This window comes from Paenibacillus sp. UNC499MF (assembly GCF_900107975.1).
Taxonomy (GTDB): domain Bacteria; phylum Bacillota; class Bacilli; order Paenibacillales; family NBRC-103111; genus Paenibacillus_F.
In genome coordinates, this window is sequence record NZ_FNVF01000003.1 from 129,593 (window position 1) to 150,449 (window position 20,857).

At 53.7% G+C, this 20,857-nt stretch carries 21 protein-coding genes; 5 read left to right on the plus strand and 16 right to left on the minus strand.

Annotated elements, in window-relative coordinates; all coding sequences use genetic code 11:
• Positions 1-129: 129 nt before the first annotated feature.
• The 8 genes from C4S74_RS08630 to C4S74_RS08665 all read right to left on the minus strand — a co-directional run bounded on the left by C4S74_RS08630 (position 130) and on the right by C4S74_RS08665 (position 9,665).
• A complete protein-coding gene (locus C4S74_RS08630) occupies positions 130-2,385 on the minus strand; it encodes a hypothetical protein (RefSeq protein ID WP_103994939.1) in 2,256 nt (751 codons plus the stop codon).
• A 32-nt stretch (positions 2,386-2,417) separates the two neighbouring features.
• On the minus strand, positions 2,418-3,596 hold the full coding sequence (locus C4S74_RS08635) for an ABC transporter permease (protein WP_103994940.1): 1,179 nt from the start codon (positions 3,594-3,596) through the stop codon (positions 2,418-2,420).
• Positions 3,593-4,303 carry an ABC transporter ATP-binding protein gene (locus C4S74_RS08640; protein ID WP_103994941.1) on the minus strand — a complete coding sequence of 237 codons (711 nt, stop codon included), beginning with the start codon at positions 4,301-4,303 and terminating at the stop codon, positions 3,593-3,595. The genes C4S74_RS08635 and C4S74_RS08640 overlap by 4 nt, the downstream gene beginning before the upstream one ends.
• 27 nt (positions 4,304-4,330) lie before the next feature.
• Positions 4,331-6,046 (minus strand): HlyD family efflux transporter periplasmic adaptor subunit, encoded by a 1,716-nt coding sequence (locus C4S74_RS08645; RefSeq protein ID WP_103994942.1) that lies wholly within the window; start codon positions 6,044-6,046, stop codon positions 4,331-4,333.
• A gap of 3 nt (positions 6,047-6,049) precedes the next feature.
• Positions 6,050-6,733 (minus strand): hypothetical protein, encoded by a 684-nt coding sequence (locus C4S74_RS08650; RefSeq protein WP_103994943.1) that lies wholly within the window; start codon positions 6,731-6,733, stop codon positions 6,050-6,052.
• 151 nt (positions 6,734-6,884) lie between these two features.
• Complete coding sequence (locus C4S74_RS08655) at positions 6,885-8,411, minus strand: cell wall metabolism sensor histidine kinase WalK (RefSeq protein ID WP_103994944.1); 1,527 nt, start codon at positions 8,409-8,411, stop codon at positions 6,885-6,887.
• Positions 8,398-9,126, minus strand: a complete 729-nt coding sequence (locus C4S74_RS08660; protein ID WP_103994945.1) for a response regulator transcription factor — start codon at positions 9,124-9,126, stop codon at positions 8,398-8,400. The genes C4S74_RS08655 and C4S74_RS08660 overlap by 14 nt, the downstream gene beginning before the upstream one ends.
• Positions 9,123-9,665 (minus strand): DUF309 domain-containing protein, encoded by a 543-nt coding sequence (locus C4S74_RS08665; protein WP_103994946.1) that lies wholly within the window; start codon positions 9,663-9,665, stop codon positions 9,123-9,125. The genes C4S74_RS08660 and C4S74_RS08665 overlap by 4 nt, the downstream gene beginning before the upstream one ends.
• A 234-nt stretch (positions 9,666-9,899) precedes the next feature.
• On the opposite strand from C4S74_RS08665, the gene C4S74_RS08670 reads away from it, so the two are divergent.
• The 4 genes from C4S74_RS08670 (at position 9,900) to C4S74_RS08685 (ending at position 13,009) form a co-directional block, all read left to right on the plus strand.
• Positions 9,900-10,061, plus strand: a complete 162-nt coding sequence (locus C4S74_RS08670; RefSeq protein WP_103994947.1) for a DUF1540 domain-containing protein — start codon at positions 9,900-9,902, stop codon at positions 10,059-10,061.
• A gap of 210 nt (positions 10,062-10,271) precedes the next feature.
• Positions 10,272-10,703 (plus strand): hypothetical protein, encoded by a 432-nt coding sequence (locus tag C4S74_RS08675; protein WP_181024364.1) that lies wholly within the window; start codon positions 10,272-10,274, stop codon positions 10,701-10,703.
• Positions 10,700-10,975, plus strand: a complete 276-nt coding sequence (locus tag C4S74_RS08680; protein WP_103994948.1) for a DUF2653 family protein — start codon at positions 10,700-10,702, stop codon at positions 10,973-10,975. Before C4S74_RS08675 ends, C4S74_RS08680 begins: the two co-directional genes overlap by 4 nt.
• A 132-nt stretch (positions 10,976-11,107) precedes the next feature.
• Complete coding sequence (locus C4S74_RS08685) at positions 11,108-13,009, plus strand: glycosyl hydrolase family 18 protein (protein WP_103994949.1); 1,902 nt, start codon at positions 11,108-11,110, stop codon at positions 13,007-13,009.
• A gap of 101 nt (positions 13,010-13,110) precedes the next feature.
• Here C4S74_RS08685 and C4S74_RS08690 read toward each other — a convergent pair whose 3' ends face one another.
• The 7 genes from C4S74_RS08690 to C4S74_RS08720 form a co-directional block, all read right to left on the minus strand.
• Complete coding sequence (locus C4S74_RS08690) at positions 13,111-14,709, minus strand: basic secretory protein-like protein (RefSeq protein ID WP_103994950.1); 1,599 nt, start codon at positions 14,707-14,709, stop codon at positions 13,111-13,113.
• Positions 14,710-14,904: 195 nt separating this feature from the next.
• On the minus strand, positions 14,905-15,264 hold the full coding sequence (locus tag C4S74_RS08695) for a GIY-YIG nuclease family protein (protein WP_103994951.1): 360 nt from the start codon (positions 15,262-15,264) through the stop codon (positions 14,905-14,907).
• A 44-nt stretch (positions 15,265-15,308) separates the two neighbouring features.
• Entirely contained in the window at positions 15,309-16,469 is a 1,161-nt protein-coding gene (locus tag C4S74_RS08700; protein ID WP_258042439.1) for a nitric oxide reductase activation protein NorD, read from the minus strand.
• The gene (locus C4S74_RS08705; RefSeq protein WP_103994952.1) at positions 16,363-17,517 is read right to left on the minus strand and encodes an AAA family ATPase; all 1,155 of its coding nucleotides are present in this window, start codon (positions 17,515-17,517) and stop codon (positions 16,363-16,365) included. Before C4S74_RS08705 ends, C4S74_RS08700 begins: the two co-directional genes overlap by 107 nt.
• A gap of 24 nt (positions 17,518-17,541) precedes the next feature.
• Complete coding sequence (locus C4S74_RS08710; RefSeq protein WP_103994953.1) at positions 17,542-18,021, minus strand: DUF6530 family protein; 480 nt, start codon at positions 18,019-18,021, stop codon at positions 17,542-17,544.
• Between the two features lie 360 nt (positions 18,022-18,381).
• Entirely contained in the window at positions 18,382-19,176 is a 795-nt protein-coding gene (locus C4S74_RS08715; RefSeq protein WP_181024377.1) for a hypothetical protein, read from the minus strand.
• Positions 19,177-19,276: 100 nt separating this feature from the next.
• Entirely contained in the window at positions 19,277-19,690 is a 414-nt protein-coding gene (locus C4S74_RS08720) for a GNAT family N-acetyltransferase (protein WP_103994955.1), read from the minus strand.
• Between the two features lie 402 nt (positions 19,691-20,092).
• On the opposite strand from C4S74_RS08720, the gene C4S74_RS08725 reads away from it, so the two are divergent.
• Positions 20,093-20,458: a hypothetical protein gene (locus C4S74_RS08725; protein ID WP_103994956.1), complete on the plus strand. Its 366-nt coding sequence runs from the start codon at positions 20,093-20,095 to the stop codon at positions 20,456-20,458.
• 142 nt (positions 20,459-20,600) lie between these two features.
• Here C4S74_RS08725 and C4S74_RS08730 read toward each other — a convergent pair whose 3' ends face one another.
• Positions 20,601-20,801 carry a hypothetical protein gene (locus C4S74_RS08730; protein ID WP_103994957.1) on the minus strand — a complete coding sequence of 67 codons (201 nt, stop codon included), beginning with the start codon at positions 20,799-20,801 and terminating at the stop codon, positions 20,601-20,603.
• Positions 20,802-20,857: the final 56 nt, after the last annotated feature.

The window sequence follows — 20,857 nt, forward strand, 5'->3', positions numbered from 1 at the left end:
TTTACAACGAAAAATTTTTTCTCAAAAATTTACAATAGGAGAAAGTCATTATTTTATTACGCCATGAAGTTTTTTCTTAAAAAAACGCCGCTCCCCGGCGGCGTTTTATCGTGATTTCGGCTGCGGCAGTCAGCCCTGAATTGTTTTGATCAGGCGTCTCACGGGACCGTTCGGAGTTTCAATCACTTCATAGATATTAAAATGGGCTCCGGAGCTGAACTGCTCCGATTTGACATCGTTGAAGAAGAACGTCTGCTTCCCGGATACGAGGCGGCCGGTACCCAGGAACGGAACCGTCTGACTGGCCAGAGAGCGATTGTCGGGATCAAGCAGTTCGATTTCCATTTTGGAGAAGTTCGAATCGACGATCACCTGCTCTTTGCGCGTAATCGTCATGTCCAGAATCAGCTTGTAGGTGTACTGGGCATCGGTCTTCGTGCTGTAAGTCCAGCCGACCGTGGAATCGTTAAACGCAACCTCGAACGGATAGAACGACACCGGCCCGCTCTCCGCCTCCGCCTGGAAGGCGACCTTGTAGGAACCGAGCGACATTTTGTCGGCGTCGGTGACCGTCATGGCAAGCGTTTCCGACTTGTCCGACGGCGGGATCATATAGGAGTAGCTCACCACCGCGGCGGTGCCCGGAAGAATTCTTGCGGCTGCCGACGACTGGCGCGTGCCCGCATAGACGAGCCCGTCCGGCGTGGTCAGTTCCATGCCGAGCTGCGGCAAATCCAGCGTCTTGACGGATGTGTTCGTGAACTTGTACTTGGCGACGGCGGTCTGATAGCCGAACTCTTCGTTCTCGTGCTTGTGGAATTCCACAAGCGAAACGCCGAGCCCCGCTTCCAAGGCCCCGCCCGGAAGCGGCAGCTTCCCGCCAAGGGTGTACGGCTGGGCGGCCGCATAGTCACCGCCCTTGCCGGAATCCGCCTTGGCGAGGGAGAGTGCGGCCGCGGGCACGTATCCAGCCGCCGTCTTGTCGGAGGCCGGCGACACTCCGGCGGCGGTGGAAGAGCCCCCCGAAGCGGCGGCTTTGCCCGCGGACGTGGTTCCGCCGCCCGCGGACGTTCCGGCGGTCGAAGCGGACGCCTTCGCGTCCGCGGCGGACATGCCGGACGTGCCGGCCGCATCGGCCGAGCCGGTTGATCCGGCGGCGCTCCCGGCCTCCGTCTCCTTCGCGAGCAGCAGCAGCTCGATCGCGTCTTTGGAGACGCCCCCCGGCAGGGACGCGGTGTAGCGGTATGAGGCCGCCTCGTCCGGGGCGAGGAAAGCCGAGGACGGCTTTGCGTCGATCACGCCGTCAACGGTCGCCCGGCTGCCGAACTGGTATACGGCGGACAAATCCGGAAGCGGAACGTGTTCTTTGCTCGTATTCCGGAATTCGACCACGGTCTGCACGGTCGTTCCGTCTGTTTTGGCGTTGACCACCGCGCTCCGGTACGTCAGCTCAAGTCCGTCCCCGTTTATGTAGGGGATAGCGTCCCCTACGCCGGCGGCAGCGGTTCGCTCGGGCAGCGGAACGGTTCCGATCGTGAAGGTGCCCCCGCTGTTTTTCGCGCCAAGCACGAGTTTCAGACCCGTTCCGGACGACTGGCTGCCCGCTCCGGACGTTTTCACTGTCAGGGTAGCCGGCTCCTGCGGCTCCAGCAGGGCATCCCCTCCGCTCACGACGGCAGCCGCGTAAGTGCGGCCCTTGGCGTCCTGCACGGACAGCAGGACGTTGTCGTTCCATTTGAAAGCTGTCGTGCCCTGATTGACAACCGTCAAATGGGTGTACAGCTCCTGACCGCTGTCGCGGTTCCAGCGGATGGAATCCTTCGCGACAATTGTCACTGCGGCATCCTCGGGCAGCGACGCGTCCGCTTCGTTAAGCTGGACGCGAACAGGCTTACCGGAGGAAGGCGCCGCGGCCGCCGCAAGCGGCAGGCTGCCTATGCCCGCCCCCTTCGAGATTCCGTCCGAAGCCCAGCGGTTCAGCGAAAGCTTCAAGCTCTCAAGCGAAGCCTGCGAGGAAACGTCGGCCGAATAAAGGTAGCGTCCCGTCGAAGCCGGCCAAACCCGGGCGGAGGATGTGCCGCTGAGCTTCGGTGTATATTTACTTCCGTCAGGAGCGTTCACGCTTACCGCAAACGCGTTAAGATCAGCGGTGCCGCTTCCTTCGTTGTGCAGCACCAGCGTGAAGTGCAGGGAGCTTTTCCCCGTTCCCTTGGCTAAGGATACGTCTTCTACGGTAAAGTAAACGTTCGGCGATACGAATATCCCTGCCGCCCCTGCGGAAACCGTACCGGTAAAAGAACCGGACCAGCCGGCGGATGAGATGGCGACGGCGGCCGTAAGCGTGACGAGCAGCTTCGGAAGCTTGTTGCATTTGTCTTTTTCCACTTCGTTACCTCCTGAGATGATTTGGGGCTGAGTTAATCGGAGCGCAGCGCGTCGATCGGATGCAGCTTGGAAGCTTTATTGGCCGGATAAAGGCCGAATACGACGCCGACCAGTACGGAGAACGCGAACGCATATACGCAGACGTCCAGCGACAGGCGCAGGCTCTGCTCTTTGGAAAAGAGCGGCCAGCCGTACACGATGCCGATGCCGAGCAGAAGACCGAACAAGCCTCCAAGACCGCTGATGACGGTCGCCTCTACGAGAAATTGCAGCAGAATGCTCCGGCGTTTGGCGCCGATCGATTTGCGGATTCCGATTTCGCGTGTCCTCTCGCTTACGGTGACCAGCATGATGTTCATGATGCCGATGCCCCCTACAAGCAGAGAAATCGCGGCTACGCTGACAAGCTGCTTGGTAAGCGTATCGGTCGCTTTCGTGCTCGCGGCGAGCAGCTCATCCTGATTAATCAGAGTAAATCCGGTATCGGATTTGAATTTGTAAGTCAGATATGACTTCATGGTGTTCTGTGCTTTGTAAATATCTTCACGTGTCGGGGCTTCGATGTAGGTCGTGCGGATCGTTCCGAGCTGGAATTGGCGCCGCGCCGTCTCCAGCGGTACGAGAATGGAGCTGTCTACGGAGGTGCCGCCGATATTGGAGCCTTTTTCTTTCAGCAGCCCGATCACGGTAAAAGGAATGCCTTCGATGCGGATCGTCTCTCCCACCGGATCGAGCGTTCCGAAATACGTTTTGGCGGTCTCGCTGCCGATTACGGCCACTTTATTCCGGAACTCAAGATCCGACGGGCTTAGAAAACGCCCCGAAGCCAAATCGGCCTTGACGATATTCTGATAACGGTCGTTCGTCCCGATCACATTGGACGTATCCTGCGTGCGGTCCGCTTTGATATGGGCTCCGTTCTTGGCCATCGTCGGCGCGATCGCGCTGATTTCGGGGAAGCCCTCGAACTGCATCAGCTCGTTGTAATCGAGCTGGGTGGCGCGGCCCATGCCGTTCACGTTCACGACGAGCAGATTCGTGCCCAGGTTCTCATACTGGGCTTTGATCTTGTCGGTCGTTCCGTTGCCCAGCGCTACGAGCGCGATGACGGAACAGACGCCGATGATCACGCCCAGCATCGTAAGAAATGTCCGGAGCGGGCTCCCGGTCACCGTTTTCATCGCCATCCGGATCAGTTCGTTGAATTTCATGAGGGCACCCCCTGTGCCGCCTGCGGCAGGCTCAGCCGGTCTCCTACGATTTCACCGTCCCGGATGGACACGACGCGCTTCGCGCAATCCGCGATATGCAGATCGTGCGTGATCAGCACGATGGTGTGTCCCAGCCCGTTCAGTTCCAGAATGAGCTCCAGCACTTCCTGCCCGGTCCGCGTATCCAGCGCGCCCGTCGGCTCGTCGGCCAGCAGCAGGGGCGGCGACAAGGTAAGGGAACGTGCTATGGCCACGCGCTGCTGCTGGCCTCCCGACAGCTCGCTGGGCTTGTGGTGCTCCCGCCCTTTCATGCCGAGCTTCTCCAGCACAGATCTCGCTTTCTCCGCCCGCTGCTTGGCGGGAAGTCCCGCGTAGATCATCGGCAGCTCCACGTTTTCGAGAGCGGACAGCCGGGGAAGCAGGTTAAACTGCTGAAAAATAAATCCGATCTTGCGGTTGCGTAGTTCCGACAGCTGATTGTCCGATAAGCGCTCGGTCTGGACACCGTCGAGAAAGTAGCTGCCGGTCGTCGGGACGTCCAGGAGCCCCAATGTATTCATCAGCGTGGATTTCCCGGAACCGCTCGGGCCTACGATGGCCACAAATTCTCCGGCGGCGACAGACAAGTCCAGCTCTTTCAGAATCGTCAGCTCCTGGGCGCCTTGGCGATATACTTTCGTAATGCCTTGAAGTTCAATCATATTCATGCCAATTACCTCCTTGACCGACCTGCCTTATCTCGTCTGGTTTGCACGCTGGCCTCCCGCGCCTGAACCGCCCGGACCTCCTTGACCGCCTGCGGGGAATCCGCCTCCGCCCCCGCCTTGGAAGCCTGCGCCCCCCTGGCCTCCCTGGCCGCCTTGATACTGCTGCCTCAGCCGGTCTATCTCCTGCTGGCTCATTTTGGTCTGTTGGGTTTTCTGCGGTACCACGACCGTGTCGCCTTCTTTCAATCCTTCGGTGATCTCCACTTGGGTCGTACTGCGGATGCCGATCTTCACTTCGTGCTGCGGTTCCAGCGTGCCGTCCGCTTTTTTGAGGATGACATACCGTTTGCCCTGCCGTGCCTGAAGAGCTTCCGGGGACACATACAGGACACCCGTTTTATTTTCGATCAAAATGTTCGCGGTCGCCGTCATGCCGTATTTCAGTTCGTTTGTATTTTTGACCGCCAGAATCACGTCATAGAACGTCACCCCGTTGGTCGTCGTTCCCATGCTGGAGATTTGCGTCACTTCGCCTTCGAATTTTTTCCCCTGCAGCGAATCGACCGACACTTCCGCCTTCATACCGGTTTTGATCGCATTGAGGTCGAGCTCGTCCACCTGGACCGGCAGCTGCATCATGTCCATGTTTGCCACGGCACCGAATTCAAAGGCGTTTTTCACCTTGGCCCCCGGTGTCAGGCTTGCCAGGATGTTTTCCTTCGTATTGACAAAATCGGTCGAGAACACGCCGTCAAAAGGCGCCTTCACCACCAGATCGGCCACTTTGTCCCTCGCTTCCTGCACGGCCAGCTTCTGCTGCTCCAGCGCTGCTTCCTTGTCGGAAATGTCGCTCTGGATCGTATCGTTCTCCAGTACCGCCACGCTGTCTCCCGCTTTCACGGCGCTCCCCGACTTGTTCGGAAGCGAAGAGACGGTGCCCTGCACACCCGCAACGACCGCAGCCGTTTTGGCGTATTCCAGTGTGCTTTCAGCCGCCGCTTCCACCGGTACGCTGCCGATCCGTGCGGATGCTTTCACTTTAAGCCCGGCATCAAGCGTGCCGTCGTTTTGAATGCGGATCTGCACTTCAAGCGCTTTTCCACCCTTTCCGTCGGACTTGGCCGTTTTGTTTACGGTGTCTACCCGGCCTGTTTTGGTTAGCGAAAATCCGTCGACAGCCAGATCGATTTCTTCTCCACTGCGCAGCTGCAAAGCTTCTTCGTAAGGAAAAAGCGCAGTCGCCAGCAGATTGGCCGTATCGTTAACCGTCGCGATCTTTGTATTTTTATTGACGCTTGAACCGATTTCAATGTTGGGAGTCAGCACAAGCTGACCGCCGATTGGTGCCGAAGCTCCCATGTTGGCCTGCTGCTGCCGCAGCTCGGCGATCTGCTTTTCGATGTCCGCCTGGGTCATCAGCGCTTTTTCTAAATTATTTTCCAGTGTGGGGCTGCTCAGCTCCACAAGGACTTCTCCAGCTTTAACGGGCTGATTCCGCGTAAGGTGCATCGCTTTAATCGTGGCGTCCGCAGGAGAGACAATCGTCTGTTTTTCCTTCGGTTCGAATTGGGCTGTCCCTGATACGGTAGAACGGATATCGCCTTTTTTGACGGCAACCGTGACCTCTTGAGCGGCGGCACCCGCCATCGGTTTTTTAACGGCTCCGAACGCAAAATAGCCTCCGGCTCCGACCAGCAGAACGCCGGCCAAGCTTATTCCGATTAGTTTACCTGACCATTTCATCGCTTATTTGTCCCTCCCTGTTATGGTCGCTGTTTTTAGAGCGTTAAGCATTTGCAGTGTCTGCTGCTCCAGGCTTAGTTCCGGCTCGTTCCGGACCGGGCCGCAGTCCAGTTGCCGGTCAGCCGGAGATCCGCCGGCCGGCTCTTTTTCTCCGTCCGAAACGCCTTCGTAAAAATCGGGAGCGGTCTCGCCGCAATGCTCCCGGTTTCTTCCGGTTTCGAGGGCGCGTCTCTGCAAACTTCGTTTGGCGTCGTCCGCAAAAATCTTCTCGAACCTGTCCCGCTGCCTCCCCGTGAGCAGGTGCTTGGCTTCCTCACTCTCCTCCTGCGTCATTTCACCTTGGCCGATACTGCGCCGAACGATGCCGGCAAGCTGTTCCGCTTGCGATGGGGTGAGTGAAAAGTCCGGTTCTTTGCCGACTTCGAGCAGTGTGGCGCAAAACAAGACGAGAAGGCGTTCCCTGCTCGTCTGTACGGCAGGCTCCGTATTCTCATAAAGATCCCCGCCTTGATAGGCGGCAGTCCCGCCTGCCGCGTCATCCGGCTTCAAAGCGGATAACGCGAAAGTATCGGGTTCCGGCAACCCCGCAGGAGAAGGCCCATTCCCCGCAATCGCAAACGTAAACGCAAGAGGCAGCAGGCAAGCCGCCCCTATCCAGCCCGAATACAGCTTCCGGCGAAAATCCATGGCCCCCTCCTTCAACGCAAAAATCCCGCCCTTAAGGGCAGGATCGGTTTGACGCCGTTCAGGCGCTTGCCGGCATCCAACCTGTCCCTATGAACAGGATAAGAAATGCCTTTGATGAAAAGATGCTCGATTTGTAAAAGGAATGTGAAAATCATCCAGTAGAGGAACCGGCATCCGTCTTTCCACCCGGATACCCGCCGCTGCCGCTTACACATGGAAACTCCACGTAAAAAGAGGTGCCTTCCTCGGGCCGGCTCTGTACCGTAATGCGGCCGTTCATCGCCTCGATCAGATGCTTCACAATCGTCAGGCCGAGTCCGACGCCTTCCGTCGTTCCGCCGCGGGTCCGGTCGACTTTGTGGAATTTCTCCCAGATGCGCTGGGTTTCTTCCGCCGTCATCCCGATTCCCGTATCGCTCACGGTGAGAACCGCTTTGTCCGCTTTCCGCTCCAGCCGGACCTTGACCGTCCCGCCTTCAGGCGTAAATTGCACCGCATTGTACAGCAAATTGTGCACAATTTGCGCGTAGCGGTCGGCATCCAGGCGGGCGAAAAGCCTCTCACCGGCCGGCACGTCGACCTCCTCGGCAAGCTCCAGCCGCTTGCGGGCGAAAATCTCCCGCATCACGTCCAGCACTTCCCCGGTCTGCGCCGCCATGTCCACCGGCCGCAGCTCGCGCAGTCCGGCTCCGTTCTGGATGCGGGCCAGATCGAGCAGCTCCTGCACGAGCCGCTCCAGACGGCGGACTTCCGACTCGCAGATCCGGAAGTAGTGGCCGTACTTGTCCGGCTCGATAATCCCGTCCCGCATGGCGGAGATGAGCCCTCTGAGCGAGGTCAGCGGGGAGCGGAGCTCGTGGGACACCTGCGCGAGAAATTCCTGGCGCGTGCCTTCCCACTCCTGGAGCCGGTCGACAACGCGGTTGAAGCTCTCCGCCAGCTCGCCTACCTCGTCCTTCGAGGTGACGGGAACGCGCAGGGACAAGTCTCCCTGCTCGATGGCCGAGGCGAGCTCGTTCATCTGCTTCAGGGGGGCCGTCATCCGGCGCGAGATGAAATAAAGCAGCAGTCCGACGGCCAGCAGCGAGAACAGGAGCGGCAGCAGGATGATCAGCCGGATGACCGAGATCGTCTGGCGTATTTCGGCCACGGGCACCTGCAGGAAGACGACGATCGTTTCGCCTCCGATCTGGGCCGGCGCGTAGTATGTCAAGAGCGTGTCCATCGGCCGCTTGTCGCCCGGATGCCTCGCGCCCGGCGGCTGGTCGAAGAGGAAACCGGATTTGCCTTCGAGCCCGCTTCCCAGCGATTTTTCCAGAGTCGGCGGCAGCTTGAAGGTCTCGTATTCGGTGGACCCGTTCAGAATAACTCCCTTGCCGTCCACGAGAAAAATACGCCCGTTCACTCCGCGCGCGACGATCCGTGTCGCCATCCGCAGCTCCCGGGTGGACAGGGTTCCTTCCTGGAAAGGAGCCAGCAGCTTCGTTACCTCTACATACCCTTTTTTCAAAAATTCCTGCTTGTCTTTGTAAAAGAAATTTTGGAAATACATGTTCCAGAACAGGGCCAGTCCTACGAAAAACAGTACGCATACGGCGAGGAACAGAAGAAAAACCCGCAAATACAAACTGCCGAACCGTCCCCGCCAAAACTCCAGAAGGCGCTCAGTCCTTCTCATGCGCCGTCACCTCGAACGAATAGCCGATTCCCCAGAGCGTTTCGATCCGCCATTCGGGACGGCTGCCCAGCTTTTTGCGCAAATTTTTGACGTGGGCATCCACCGTTCTCGTACCGCCCGGAAAATCGAACGCCCAGACGCCGGCGAGCAGATCGTCCCGGGAAAACACCCTTCCCGCCCTGCAGGCGAGGAAATAAAGAAGCTCCGTCTCCTTCGGCGTCAAATCGACCCGGTTGCCCTCCAGCTCGACCCGGTAACGGGCAAAGTCGATGGTCAGGGTGCCGATGCGGATCGGCTGGGGCAGCGACGGATCGGCCGGCACGGCGGCCGCTTCTTCCGGCTTGCTGCGCCGCAGAACCGCTTTGACCCGCGCGATCAGCTCGCTCGGATCAAAGGGCTTCACGATATAGTCGTCCGCTCCGACATTGAAGCCCTCCAGCTTGTCGAACGCCTCGCCGCGCGCGGTGAGCATAATCACCGGCACGTCGCAGAGCGGCTTGCTCATGGCGCGGATCGAGCGGCACACGTCGAAGCCGGACCCGTCCGGCAGCATCACGTCGAGAATCACGAGCGACGGCTTGTGCTCGCGCAGCAGAGGGAGCACCTCCGACGCGTGATCCGCCAGCAGCGGCCGGTAACCGGCATGCTCCAGATAGAGGCGGGCCACTTCGGCAATGTACGGCTCATCGTCGATGACCGCGATTGTGTCCTTCACAGCGTCCCGCCTCCCTTCCGCCGCAGCTTCCTGGCTTCCAGCTGGCGCGCTCTTTCCTCCACGACATCGCTGCGGTCCCGCAGCTTGTGGCGGTCGATCAGCATCGGGTTGCTTCCGTCGCTCACCGCTCCCCAGGCGAATCCAAGCCGTGCGCACTGCCCCTTGCACGCTTCGAGCAGAAGGGGATCTTCCACCGGGAGATCCAGATCCGCATACGGTACGGCGTCAAGCTCCGTTTCCCGCACTCTTTGCCGCACCCGGGCAACCAGTTCTTCTCCGGCCAGGCCGAGACCTTTCAAATGCTCCTCGTTCAGATAAGAAAGAGAACTGCCCAGCATTTTCACGGCTCCCGCCTTGTTTCCTCTCCGCTGATGGTAAAGGCCGACGGCCACCTGGATCAAACCGACCAAAGTATCCGCATACGGATGATCCGGTTTTTCTTTCCAATATTCTTCCAAAATTTCATGACATTCAAAAAAATCACGGTCCCCGTGAAAATGAACCAAATAATCCACTACTTCCTGCGGATAACGCTCCATATATAGCTTCCCCTCATCCCGGTTTATCGCCGACATCATGCTTTCATTTCCATGTTAACCAAAATACGCGGCATCGTCCAACGCCGCTTCGGACAGATATCCGCAGAGACCGGAACATCGCCATAAAAATTTGCCGGACGGCACGCAAAATTTTAAATTTTCTTGGCCGGACACGTATAAAACCATGCCGAATACGCCCACCCTAATAAAGCTGGAAAAGGGAGGTGAATCAGCATGGCTAAAGATGTTCTGTGTGAAGTGAATTCCTGCAAGCACTGGTCGAACGGAAACAGATGCGAGGCAGAATCGATTTATGTCGTGAGCCACCACGACGGCAATCAGGCCCGTCATTCCGAAGAAACCGACTGCAAAACGTTCGAATCGAAATTGTCCTGATGCTTACCGGAAAAGAGAGGCCTGTCGGGCCTCTTTTTTATTTGCCTAAAGCCATTGTAACCAATAATGATAATTATTATCAGCGATTGTCGAATTTTTGGGCTCTCCCTAAAATTTTTATAAAAAAGTGAAACCGGCTCCCGCTTCCGTACGTATAGCATGTTTGCGGACGAGCATCGTTTGCATAATTATTTAAGGGGGACATTTATTTTGAAGAAATGGTTGCTTTTAGTTATGGCCTGTATGCTTACATTTTCGGTGACTATGCCCGGAACCGTCGAGGCCAAGAAGTCGTACAGCTCCACCAAAAAATCGTATACACCGTCCACAACCAATAAATCCAACGATACAGGCGTCAACAAATCCACACCAAGCAATTCGTCCAAAACGACGTCTACCGCTCCGACTCAAAAACGCGGATTTTTCAGCGGCGGTCTGATGAAAGGCCTTCTGATCGGCGGTCTGGCCGGCATGCTCTTCGGAGGATTGTTCGGCGGCATGGGAATGCTCGGCAACGTACTCGGATTCATGGTCAACATGCTTGCCATCCTGCTCATCGTGATGGTGATCCGTCGTATTGTCGTCTACTTCATGGACAAGCGTAAAGCCGATAAGCTGAAGGAGAAGCACAACCTGACATGAAACTGACCGAACAGGAAATCACGAACGCGTTATGCGTCAACATGGCGCAGCGCAAACAGCTCCACCCTTCCCAAGTCGAGGTCGTTCTCATGTGGGACGAGGATCTCGGTTTCTCGGCGGAAGTATTTGCGGAAGGCCGCAATCAGATCCTAATCGAGGCTAACATTTATGAGGCCATCATGCAGTATCTGAGCCAGCAGCAGCTCCGCGTTTTCCGCGACCAGATCCAGCTCGATCTCGAAGATGAAATCGTCGCTTATATCCACGAGTAGACGAAGAGATTGGAAAAAGCCTTTTCCGGCAGAAGCCGGGGAGGCTTTTTCTTTTTTTATCCCCAAAAACGCAACTAAACGGCACGCTTGAACGTCAAATAATAGGAAGATTGATAGAAAGAGGCGTGATAAATGAAAGCAGTGCGTTGGATACTAACAGGAGCCGTCGTCGTCAGTCTTTGCTCCCCCCTGCAGGCTCAGGCGGCGGACAAAACCACGAAATACAGGGTTTACCAGAACAACAAAATCGTAACGGAGCTCCCCGACTACAGTCAGGCCGAGGCTTACGCCAAGCAGTTCAAAAATTCCCATGTCGAAGAAATCTCCACACGCAAGTGGCTTTGGAACAACTTTCCCCGTTATCAGGTGTTTCAATATGATTTTACACAACCTCAGTGGACGTTTCCTACCCTGGATGCGGCCGTTGCCGAAGCTAAGCGTTGGGGACATGCGAGCGTAAGGGATTTGCAGAGCGGCGGCTGGGTTTGGAACAACTATCCCAGATACCGTGTTTATCAAGGGGACAGCACGCAGGCATCTTGGGATTTCACGACGCTGGCCGACGCGACCGCCGAAGCCCGTAAGTGGAGGCACGCCCATATCATTGACCTGAGCACGAACAAGTGGGTCTGGGACAATATCAGTGCCGCCGACAAAAGCTCCCTCCGTTCCGGAACGCCTGTCTACCGGGTCTATCAGGATACATATTCGGCGCCTGCCTGGAGCTTCGCTTATCTGGAAGACGCCGTTAACGAATCTCTCAAATGGGGAGGCTCCAAAGTCGTCAGAACGACCGACAATGCGGTGGTGCATACGAACGAGGCTTCCTACAAAGTGTACCAGAGCGACAATTTTCTGAGTGAATTCCAGTCCCTGGATGCGGCAGCGGCCTACGCTTCCCGCTGGGCACACAGCGAAATCTCATACAACGGCAAAATTATCTGGAGCAATTATCCGTATTATCAGGTTTTGCAGAACAATACGCTGATCGGAGATTTTAACACCATTCCCCAGGCGCTGGAGTACGCATCCAAATACTCGAACAGCACGATCCGCACCCTGGACCGCAATGTCATTTGGGATAATCTGCGCAAAATGCAGTACTGGGGCTGGACGGGCTCTTCCGCCGCCTCGACCATCCAAGCGCAAGCATCCGGCACCGTCGGCCTTGATGTCGTATCGCCTACCTACTTCCAGCTTGCGGATGCGAGCGGCAAGGTCGACGACAAATCCGAAGCGGCTACGGTCGACTGGCTCAAAAAACAGGGATTTACCGTGTATCCCCTGATTAACAATCAATTTAATGCGGAAATGACCTCGGCTTTCCTGGCGAATCCCGCCGCTCAGACGGCCTTCATCCGCCAGATCGTCGATAAAGCCACCGCCTTGAAAGTAGACGGGCTCAATCTCGACTTTGAGAGCCTGAACGCCAAAGACAGGGCGGGTTACACCGCCTTTGTGAAGCAGTTTGCGGATGCCGCTCACGCGAAAAAATTGAGCGTTTCGGTCGATCTGCCGCGCGGAAGCATCAAATGGAACGAAAAAACCGCGTATGACCATGAGAAGCTCGCTGCGTACGTGGATTACATCGCCATCATGGCCTATGACCAGTACTGGAAAGGCAGCACGGAGCCGGGCTCCGTATCCGGTCTTCCTTGGGCCGAGCAGGGCGTGATCGAATTCCTGAGCTACGGGATTCCTCGCGACAAGCTGATCATGGGCATCCCTTACTATGTACGTGACTGGACCCTGGATGCCGCAGGCAAGCCTGTAGAGAACAAGGCGATCCTGCTCAAGGACATCCCCGCGCTCATCACGGCTAAGAAAGCCGTTAAAACGTGGGACAACGAGTTCAAGCAGTACCGGGTCGACTATACCGAAGACGGCAAAAAGCACGTGTTCTGGCTGGAAGACAACGACACGGTCAAGCAGCGCCTGGCTATTGCGCGCAAATATGATCTTGCCGGCGTCGCCGCCTGGCGTCTCGGCTACGACACCCCGCAGCTTTGGGAAATGATGCTGCAGGAGAAATAGCAAAAAGCTGGCACCTTTGGGTGCCAGCTTTTTTTGGCTTCATAAAAATAAGGGAAGTATCCATAACTATAAGGGCAAATCATAAACCTAAAGTTTCACCGCTAACTAGGCAACGTCGCCTGATACTGGCTCCAAAGCGTGTTCACGTCTGTCCCGGTAATCACTTTAAACTGATTTTCTTTCCACAGCTGAATTTCATTGGCATTCCCGAGGAGGTTGTAAGGGATCGCAGCCGCGTTGAGTTCACGGATGAAGCCGCGTTTTTTCGTATCTTCAATCCAGCGAAGGAAATTCGCGGTTCCTTGCGTCTGCCAGGTTCCACCCTTGGTCGCGCCGTAACGGTCGTGATAGCCTGTCTGGTAACGCAAGCTGTCGGCTATCGCTTCGACATCAAAGTTGCTGTACTGATAAACATGGCCTATTTCATGATAAAGAATGCCGATGATTTCTTCACGCAGTGATTTGGAAGGGCTGGCTACGAATTTTTTCAGATACTGGGAACTGAAGCCGACTGTCTTCTGCGCGGCGTTTCCTGATGTCCAAGCCACTCCAGGAACGTCTTCGATGGTCACCACGATTTTTTTGACGTCAACAGGGGCGTCTGCGGGATTGCTGTATAACAGCTCGTGTACTTTACGGGCGACGGCCAAGATTTCTTTCTCGGCATTAGGAAGGGCATCCGTGAATAAGCTGCCGCCGCCTGTTGGATCCAGGTTCTTCACTTCGATAACCGGGTTGACGGCATGCCCGATATCATTCGTACGGGAAAACTCAACTTCACCCAATTGGATAGAGGTTCCGCTGTGATTTTTTATGTTGTTGAGCCTGTAATACCGGTAGGCCTTAGTATTGTTCGTTAAAAGGTAATGCTTGCGCTGGTGTCGGACGTTGAAGTTCTCGTTGCTTTTCGTATCTATTCCGGTCCAGGTCTTGTTGTCATTGGAGCCTTGGAGAACCCAGCTTTTGGGATCGCGTTCGGGTCTGTCATTAGCTGCCGTAAGTGCGTAGCCATCGAGCGTCACCTGTTCGCCAAAGTCGAACTTAAGCCATGCGGTATCGTCTTTAATTAACCATTTGGTGACGCTTGTCCCATCCACCAAATTTTCTTTGATGTTGGTAGGCGTATGTTCTCCGCTTGCCGTAACTGTGGGCTTGGTCGTACTCCATGTTTTTGCGCTGCCGTCGTAGATTTTGATCTCGGACAGCTGCAGGATGCCGCTTCCGCTCTGATTGTTAAAATCATCGAATTTTACGTATTTATAAGCGGTCGTATTGGTAAATGAATACGTTTTCGTCTCATGCCGGGAAGAGAAACTTTGGTTTTGCCGTGTGTCCAGCGGAGTCCAGTCCGATCCGTTGTTAGAGCCTTTTAACACCCAGCTTCTCGGGTCTCTGTCAGGTACGTCCTCGGCGGAAGTAATGGTGTATGAGGTTACGGCTTTCGGAGCGGAAAATTCATATTGAAGCCAGGCAGGACTGCTGAATGTCAACCATTTCGAAAAAACATCCTGGTCAAACGCTTTGTCCTTCCCTTGGTGCGGCGCATACTCTCCGCTTGCCGTTACGTTGCCGCCTAAAGCCAAATTGGTCGGTATAGCGATCGAAGTCGGCTGCGCTGCTGACGCAGATGGAAGGTTCACACTGCTGCCGAAGGCTATTCCTACTGCCGCCGCTAAAATAAGACCTTTGAATTTCCTCACGTCTGGTCCTCTCCTCTATCCTTTTATTGGTATTTATTAGTAAATATACCACGATAGAGTTAGAACCTCAATTGACGAGAATTACGGAAAATATGAAGTGATCATAAAAGAGTTCATTTTTGCAGGAAACAATTTGCGCCGACGGTACATGCAAATGTAAGCTAGAGTAAATCTTTCCCCGCTATTCTCTAGCTGTCACCCTTCAGGCGGCTTATTATATCCCTTCTCCCCGTAAGGCTCCAGCTTCTCCAGCCACCGCTTTTTCAGCTGCTTCCGCTCCCAGCGCATGTCTGTAATTTCCGAAGCCTCTTTCTGCTCCAGCACCTCGAAGGCAAAGTTTTCAGCCCCTAGTTCTTTCCAGTCTTTCTGAAGCTGTAAGTTGGCAAACCTGCCCATATCCAGTTGAGCCTGAATGGTGATCCATTTGTTTTTCAAATTGGGGTAGGTGTCCACGTATATTTTACCGTTAGTTTTGTTCAGAATTTGAATAGCGCCCATATAGGTCTTCACCTGCTTATATTCTTCCAAAAGCTCCTTGCGCTTGGTTTTATCCATGTCTCTTTCTCCTTTCGCGTTTTACCGTCTGACAACAGCAAGATTTACACATACCGGGCGATAATCCGGACCAGCTTAGCCGGCAAGTCCGCCAGATTTGTGATATCCAAAAATTTTTCGCTGCCATAAATTTGATGAATGACATCCTTGTCCTGGCCGATCGCGGCTGCAAGAAAAGTAACTCCTCTGCGTTCATATTCAGCCATCGTCTGCTGCATGTCCCGGATAGCGCAGGCTCCGGTATAATCGTCCATCGCTTTGGGCTGCCCGTCGCTTATGCTGATGAGCAGTTTCGTCTGCTGCGGGAAACCGGCTAACCGGTCGGCTATTATTCGGAGTGCCATCCCGTCCCGGTTGTTGCTGCGGGCCCGGATTCCCGTCAGTCTGTACCGGTCGCCCGGATCAGTTTTGTCCGAATCCGCATAGGCGTAGACGGACATTTGTTCCAGCCTGGAAACATCCGCCGTATCTCCGTAAATCAAGACCGGTATATGACACAATTGACAAAATTCATAGACGGCTATCACCGCACGCTTGGCGGCTTCCAGTCTCCCGTAAGCGGACATCGATCCGGATTCGTCCACCCTTAGACCGACGGCAAGAGAAGGAGAATCGGTTGGCGGAATTTTCTTGGCGAAATTTCTGAAATCCCGGTAAACCGCGCTGTCCGCCTGAAATTTGCTGCCGTAATATTGATGCCTCGCAAATTCGGAGGAAGTCTCATGTTCCAGCAGCGGCAGTGTTTTTCGGGCAATTTCCCGTACGACGGGCATGAGCTCCGCACTTAAACGGGCATATTCCGTTTGGGAATCGGCATCGTAATCGGGGCGGTGAACAATAAGCTTCACCTTGCGGTGAATCGATTCGGACACAGCCTCCCTGGCGTCGCGGTTAAGCTTTTGGCGGAAGTCCCGTTCCTTTTGTTTGGCTTGGTCCGCCTTAAGGTCAGGATTTGCCTGATGATATTTCGGGGTCCCGTTCTCTTCCCGGTCTGAGCTTTCCGTGCGGGTTGAGTCATCCGGAACCCCGGAAATATTTTCTTCACTATCGGGGGATTTTTTTAAAGCGATTCCTTGCGCATCTTGCTCATTGTCCTGTTCAACATCCGGAACATCGATGAATCCGCCTGTTTTCAGCTCCGCCTCGTCCGTTATTCTTTTTTTTTGCTTCGGCATCGACCTGGTCAAGCCCGTCCAGCAATCCACGGTTTTCTAACGCTTCTTCCAAAAGGCGGACCTCTTCGGAGTCGGTCGTTATTTTGTAGATGACTTTGTGGTAAAGGGATTGTTTGGCCGAAGCGCCGTCGGCCACGGCATCCGCCCAGTAGAAGAAGGAGCGCATGCCCGCCACACCCTTAATCGCGTTGGCTCGGGCGGTTTTATCCAAAAGGATAATGATCTCGGCTAACATATCCAGCACCTTTTCATTGCGGAAGCCGGTTTTGGACATCGCCCGTTCTACCATGATTTCTTTGGCCGGCAGGTCCATCTTTTCCGTATGCTGAACTCTGTCGCGCAGAGCCTCGTTTAACGGACGGGTTCCCGCATAGCTGCGGTTCGTTGTGATGACCGCGACGAAATCGGGGTGTCTGTGAATGATTTCCGTGGGAAGGCTAATGCTGCCATCCGGCTCTAGAGCGGAGTTAAGCGCCATAAGTACGGCGGCATCCCGGATTACGGTCGGTTCCTGAATTTCGAGAAGATACCCGTTTCGATAGGCTCTGACAATTTCGGAAGGATAAAAACGGTACTCCACCACATCGTCAGGAGAGTTTTGCTCCATCTTGTCCAGCAGCCGCTTCAGCTTTAAGGCAGCCTCCTCGCGGGTAACTCCCAGCACGTTCATCACGATTTCAGCCGCGCTTTGAAATCCGTCGCTTTTATACAAAGCTTTCAAAACGGTTTGCTCCGCGGCCTCCATATTTTCCAGCCCGCCGGACGCAATGACGGGCAAAATCGCCCCGATGATATCGGTTTTGTCCATATCGGCGAAACAGGTCACTTTCGTGTAAGGCAGTCCCAAATCAGCCGACAAAGCTTTGGCAAGCTGCGTCTTCCCGGAGCCGGCGTCGCCCTCCAGCAAAATAGTGGCGATTTTCATTTCCCCGCGGTTCCAGTTGCGTTTGATTTCTTTGCAAATCCGGACTTCCTCTTCGCTGACCTTGTGAGAGGCCGGCTTTTTCCAAACCAGTGCTTCTTCCGCATCCGTCAGTTTCCTGTCAGGAGACACGTAATAATCCTGGTTGACGTTCATTTCCTTTCACCTCTTTAAAAAGGGTCAATACCCCATTTCCTTCAGCAGCCGTGATAACACGCTAAGCCGCTCCCCGATCATTTCGCCATCCTCGCTAAGAGCCTGGGCAAACAGCTTGATGTCTTGATCCAGCATGGGATTGTCTTCGCAAACGGATACACTCATCGCATCCCCCTGCAGCCCGATCCGGTCAATCATGGGGTTCTCGGGATCGTACATTTTCGGAAAGCGGTAGGCGTCCTGAAAATATAAGCTGCTTCTGCATATCAGAATGGCGAGATCAAGCACGCGGTGCATGGGCAGCTCTTCGGATTGCCTGGACCATTTCTCCCCCGTGTGTCTCCAAACTTTGGCCGATATATCGACTTTGCCTCTATCGTTCCACTGGGCCAGCCCCAGGGATAATCCTTTGGCGTCCGTATTGCGGGCGAGCCGTCCGTCCACCTGCTCGTAATTTTCTGACACGATCACCGGTTTATGTTTTAACGTCGTCGGGATTTTCATAATTAACACGCTCCATTCACATTTTACTAAATTACTGATTTACTTATTTACTAATTTACTAAATCTAAAGTTATCTTACCCTTAGTTCCAGGGATTGTCAATGGGCTCTCTGTTCATGAAAAAAAGGCCGGTAAACCAATCGGTTCAGCGGCCCGTATAGGGTGGATTAAGTTGACGGGGAGGATTTAGTGCTGCTCCGTAAAAACCGAATAAGATTAATAGAGCCGGAAAATCAATTAACATCTTGTTCAGAAAGTATGCACTCATGGAAAAAGTAAAAAGTACGGATGTTATTAAAGCAGCCGTTAAATATTTGATTGTATTTACTCCTTTCAAATTCCTGGAGTCTGCCGGCTCCCGCTACAAAAACGCCCCGAAGTAGTACTGCAGCGCTTCCCGCGAATAACCGTCATCCCCCTGCCAGCCCGCCACGGAGTTAAAGTCGTGATCTCCGCCCCGGCGCCTGCGGGGTGTGTCCCCTTCTGCCAGCAATCCGGCGTATCCCCAGATCTCCATGACCACATCCCGTTCGTTCTTGCTGGATGGGAGTACATCCTTCCAGCGTTTCTCCAGCTTCCGGGCGCTATCGTGAGCTTCACATTCCTGAATCGCTTCTGTCATTTTGTGAAAAATAGCCAGATCTTCCGGCGTTACGTCGAAGGCTTCCTCTTTGCTGAACAATTCGAGATCCAGCCAGCAGTAAAGGAGCCAGTTCAGACGAATGCCTCCCCATTTGACCCGCTCGAAATTCAGCACGTTCAAATCCTCATTGACATATTCGGGGTTCGACATGAGCCCATGGTGGTTACAGTCGCCGCAGCTGCTGTAATTAGGCCGCACCGCGCTGCGCTCTCCATACGTGTGCAGGGGCATCCTGGCTGTCAACGCCCAGCTGGAAAGGGCGCTTCGCAGATGGACCTTTTTAGTGGAAAGACTATGCAGAAAAGCGGCGGCCACTTGTTCTTTCGTAACGGTTTGATGGAGGTCGTGAAGCCGCTTGATCAGCTCGTCATGCGTAACGGTAAGGGGATCGAACATGAGCCCTTTGCTTTTGGCATATTCAAAATCTTCGCCGGCATAAACTTCCGGCCTGTTTTTCCAACCGCCGGCAGACCAAAAAGTGGCTGCCAATATTTTTTTCGCTTTTTTATCCACCGATTCACGTCCTTGTCCGTTTCTCGTTGCCCGGTTCATTTCCCTACATCATATCATGACCGTAAACGGTTCAGGATGAAAAGAAGCCGGCGGCCCCAATCTAAGACAGCAGTGTCTTTGTCAGGATGATTTCCATAGGTTCGTTTTCGAGCAGCAGACATCCGGCATCCCAATACCCCAGCTTTCTGTAAAAATGCTGTGCTTCTTCACTGGCCAAGGTAGATGTCATCACCAGCTTGAACCCTTGTTCAGCCATTTCTTTTTCCCAGAATAGGACGGCTTCCTTGCCAATACCTCTGCCCCGATACGGTTCGTCGATCCAAAGCATGTTCATAAACGGGGTGTTATCCCAAAAATAGCCGTATCTCAACCAGCCGAAGTTAACGCTCTCTTCATTCTGCAGCAGGTAAATCTCCTTTTCCCGGATTTTGGGCAGGATCAAATTTTCTTTAATATGAGGGTCTCGATCACATATGTACTCAAAATCATCGACGGTTGCCGAAACAATTTGCATGGTGTTCTCCTTTGTTATATTCCATCCGCTATTTATTTTAAAATCTATCTTTCTTACTCTAGCATTAATTCCTATAGTCATCCATTCTGAAGATTATCTATTCTGTTAACATAAACTATTTGTCCGCAAGAGAATAAACATAATTTTACATGGTTTTATCAGTAACTTTATTACATTATGTGGTAATATGATGACTTAAACCTCTGAGGATATTGATATTGGTAACATTTTCTAGTTAAACTATATTTGAGTCAGAAATACAACTGAAAGGAGATGTTTACAAAATTTTTCCTGCTCAGCATTTCCTTTATGGATCAGGGTCACATGAGTAAAAGCTTAGTCTAGTGTCAAAAGAAGAATTAATTCGTAATTAAAACTAAAATTTAAAGGAGGAATTTTTCCATGAAAAAGAAAATCGTCTCGTTAAGTTTAGCTGCCATGCTTTCCGTAATCAGTTCAGGTGCAGTTCTGGCCGTTCCTGGAGATTCAACTAACGTAACCGCTTATCCAAACACGAATAATGCAACCCGGAGTATTGCCGGAGCTGATGCTTACGGTAAAGCTACTCTGCAATCGCAAGGAAACGCTTCCGGATATGTATGGGAAGTATGTCCCGGCATTTCCACTCGAGTTGTTGACCTTTCAACCAACAGCTCCAAGCAGGAAGATAGCTACACTATTTACATGAAAGCAGGCTGCAATTACACGTTAAATATTTCGTCTCTGAGCAGCTATGCCGCTAAAGGTTTTATCCGAAATTACAATTAGTCTGTAAGAATTTGAAGAAGTCTCAGCCAAAAAGCATGCACCTTGGGTGTGTGCTTTTCGGTGTTCTAACTGTCTCTTACCACAAACATATCTGCCGTTACCCCTAGTCAAATAGAAGGTCAACAATCAATGGGTATCACATTTAAAGGGCATAAAACTTCGCTTGAGGCTTCTCTTTTTTATAATAATTCAACTGGCGGTTCATCGCTCCTTCAGTCTTGTACAGCTTTCCGTATGGCCTGTCCTCGGCAACCATCAGCTTGTTCACCACTCTGTCTTTAGGGCCGTAATAAATCTTGCAAGTACGATCCGAGTAAATAAGTCCGATGGCGTATGTAAACATGGTATGCTCCCCTTTGAGTCAGCCAAATGTAGTCGGTTTGTTAATCTATAAATGAT

Coding starts and splice junctions, on each gene's coding strand:
- C4S74_RS08635 (WP_103994940.1), bottom strand. CDS start 3,596: ATGAAATTCAACGAACTGATCCGGATGGCGATGAAAACGGTGACCGGG.
- C4S74_RS08640 (WP_103994941.1), bottom strand. CDS start 4,303: ATGAATATGATTGAACTTCAAGGCATTACGAAAGTATATCGCCAAGGC.
- C4S74_RS08645 (WP_103994942.1), bottom strand. CDS start 6,046: ATGAAATGGTCAGGTAAACTAATCGGAATAAGCTTGGCCGGCGTTCTG.
- C4S74_RS08650 (WP_103994943.1), bottom strand. CDS start 6,733: ATGGATTTTCGCCGGAAGCTGTATTCGGGCTGGATAGGGGCGGCTTGC.
- C4S74_RS08655 (WP_103994944.1), bottom strand. CDS start 8,411: ATGAGAAGGACTGAGCGCCTTCTGGAGTTTTGGCGGGGACGGTTCGGC.
- C4S74_RS08665 (WP_103994946.1), bottom strand. CDS start 9,665: ATGGAGCGTTATCCGCAGGAAGTAGTGGATTATTTGGTTCATTTTCAC.
- C4S74_RS08670 (WP_103994947.1), top strand. CDS start 9,900: ATGGCTAAAGATGTTCTGTGTGAAGTGAATTCCTGCAAGCACTGGTCG.
- C4S74_RS08680 (WP_103994948.1), top strand. CDS start 10,700: ATGAAACTGACCGAACAGGAAATCACGAACGCGTTATGCGTCAACATG.
- C4S74_RS08685 (WP_103994949.1), top strand. CDS start 11,108: ATGAAAGCAGTGCGTTGGATACTAACAGGAGCCGTCGTCGTCAGTCTT.
- C4S74_RS08695 (WP_103994951.1), bottom strand. CDS start 15,264: ATGGATAAAACCAAGCGCAAGGAGCTTTTGGAAGAATATAAGCAGGTG.
- C4S74_RS08705 (WP_103994952.1), bottom strand. CDS start 17,517: ATGAACGTCAACCAGGATTATTACGTGTCTCCTGACAGGAAACTGACG.
- C4S74_RS08710 (WP_103994953.1), bottom strand. CDS start 18,021: ATGAAAATCCCGACGACGTTAAAACATAAACCGGTGATCGTGTCAGAA.
- C4S74_RS08720 (WP_103994955.1), bottom strand. CDS start 19,690: ATGCAAATTGTTTCGGCAACCGTCGATGATTTTGAGTACATATGTGAT.
- C4S74_RS08725 (WP_103994956.1), top strand. CDS start 20,093: ATGAAAAAGAAAATCGTCTCGTTAAGTTTAGCTGCCATGCTTTCCGTA.
- C4S74_RS08730 (WP_103994957.1), bottom strand. CDS start 20,801: ATGTTTACATACGCCATCGGACTTATTTACTCGGATCGTACTTGCAAG.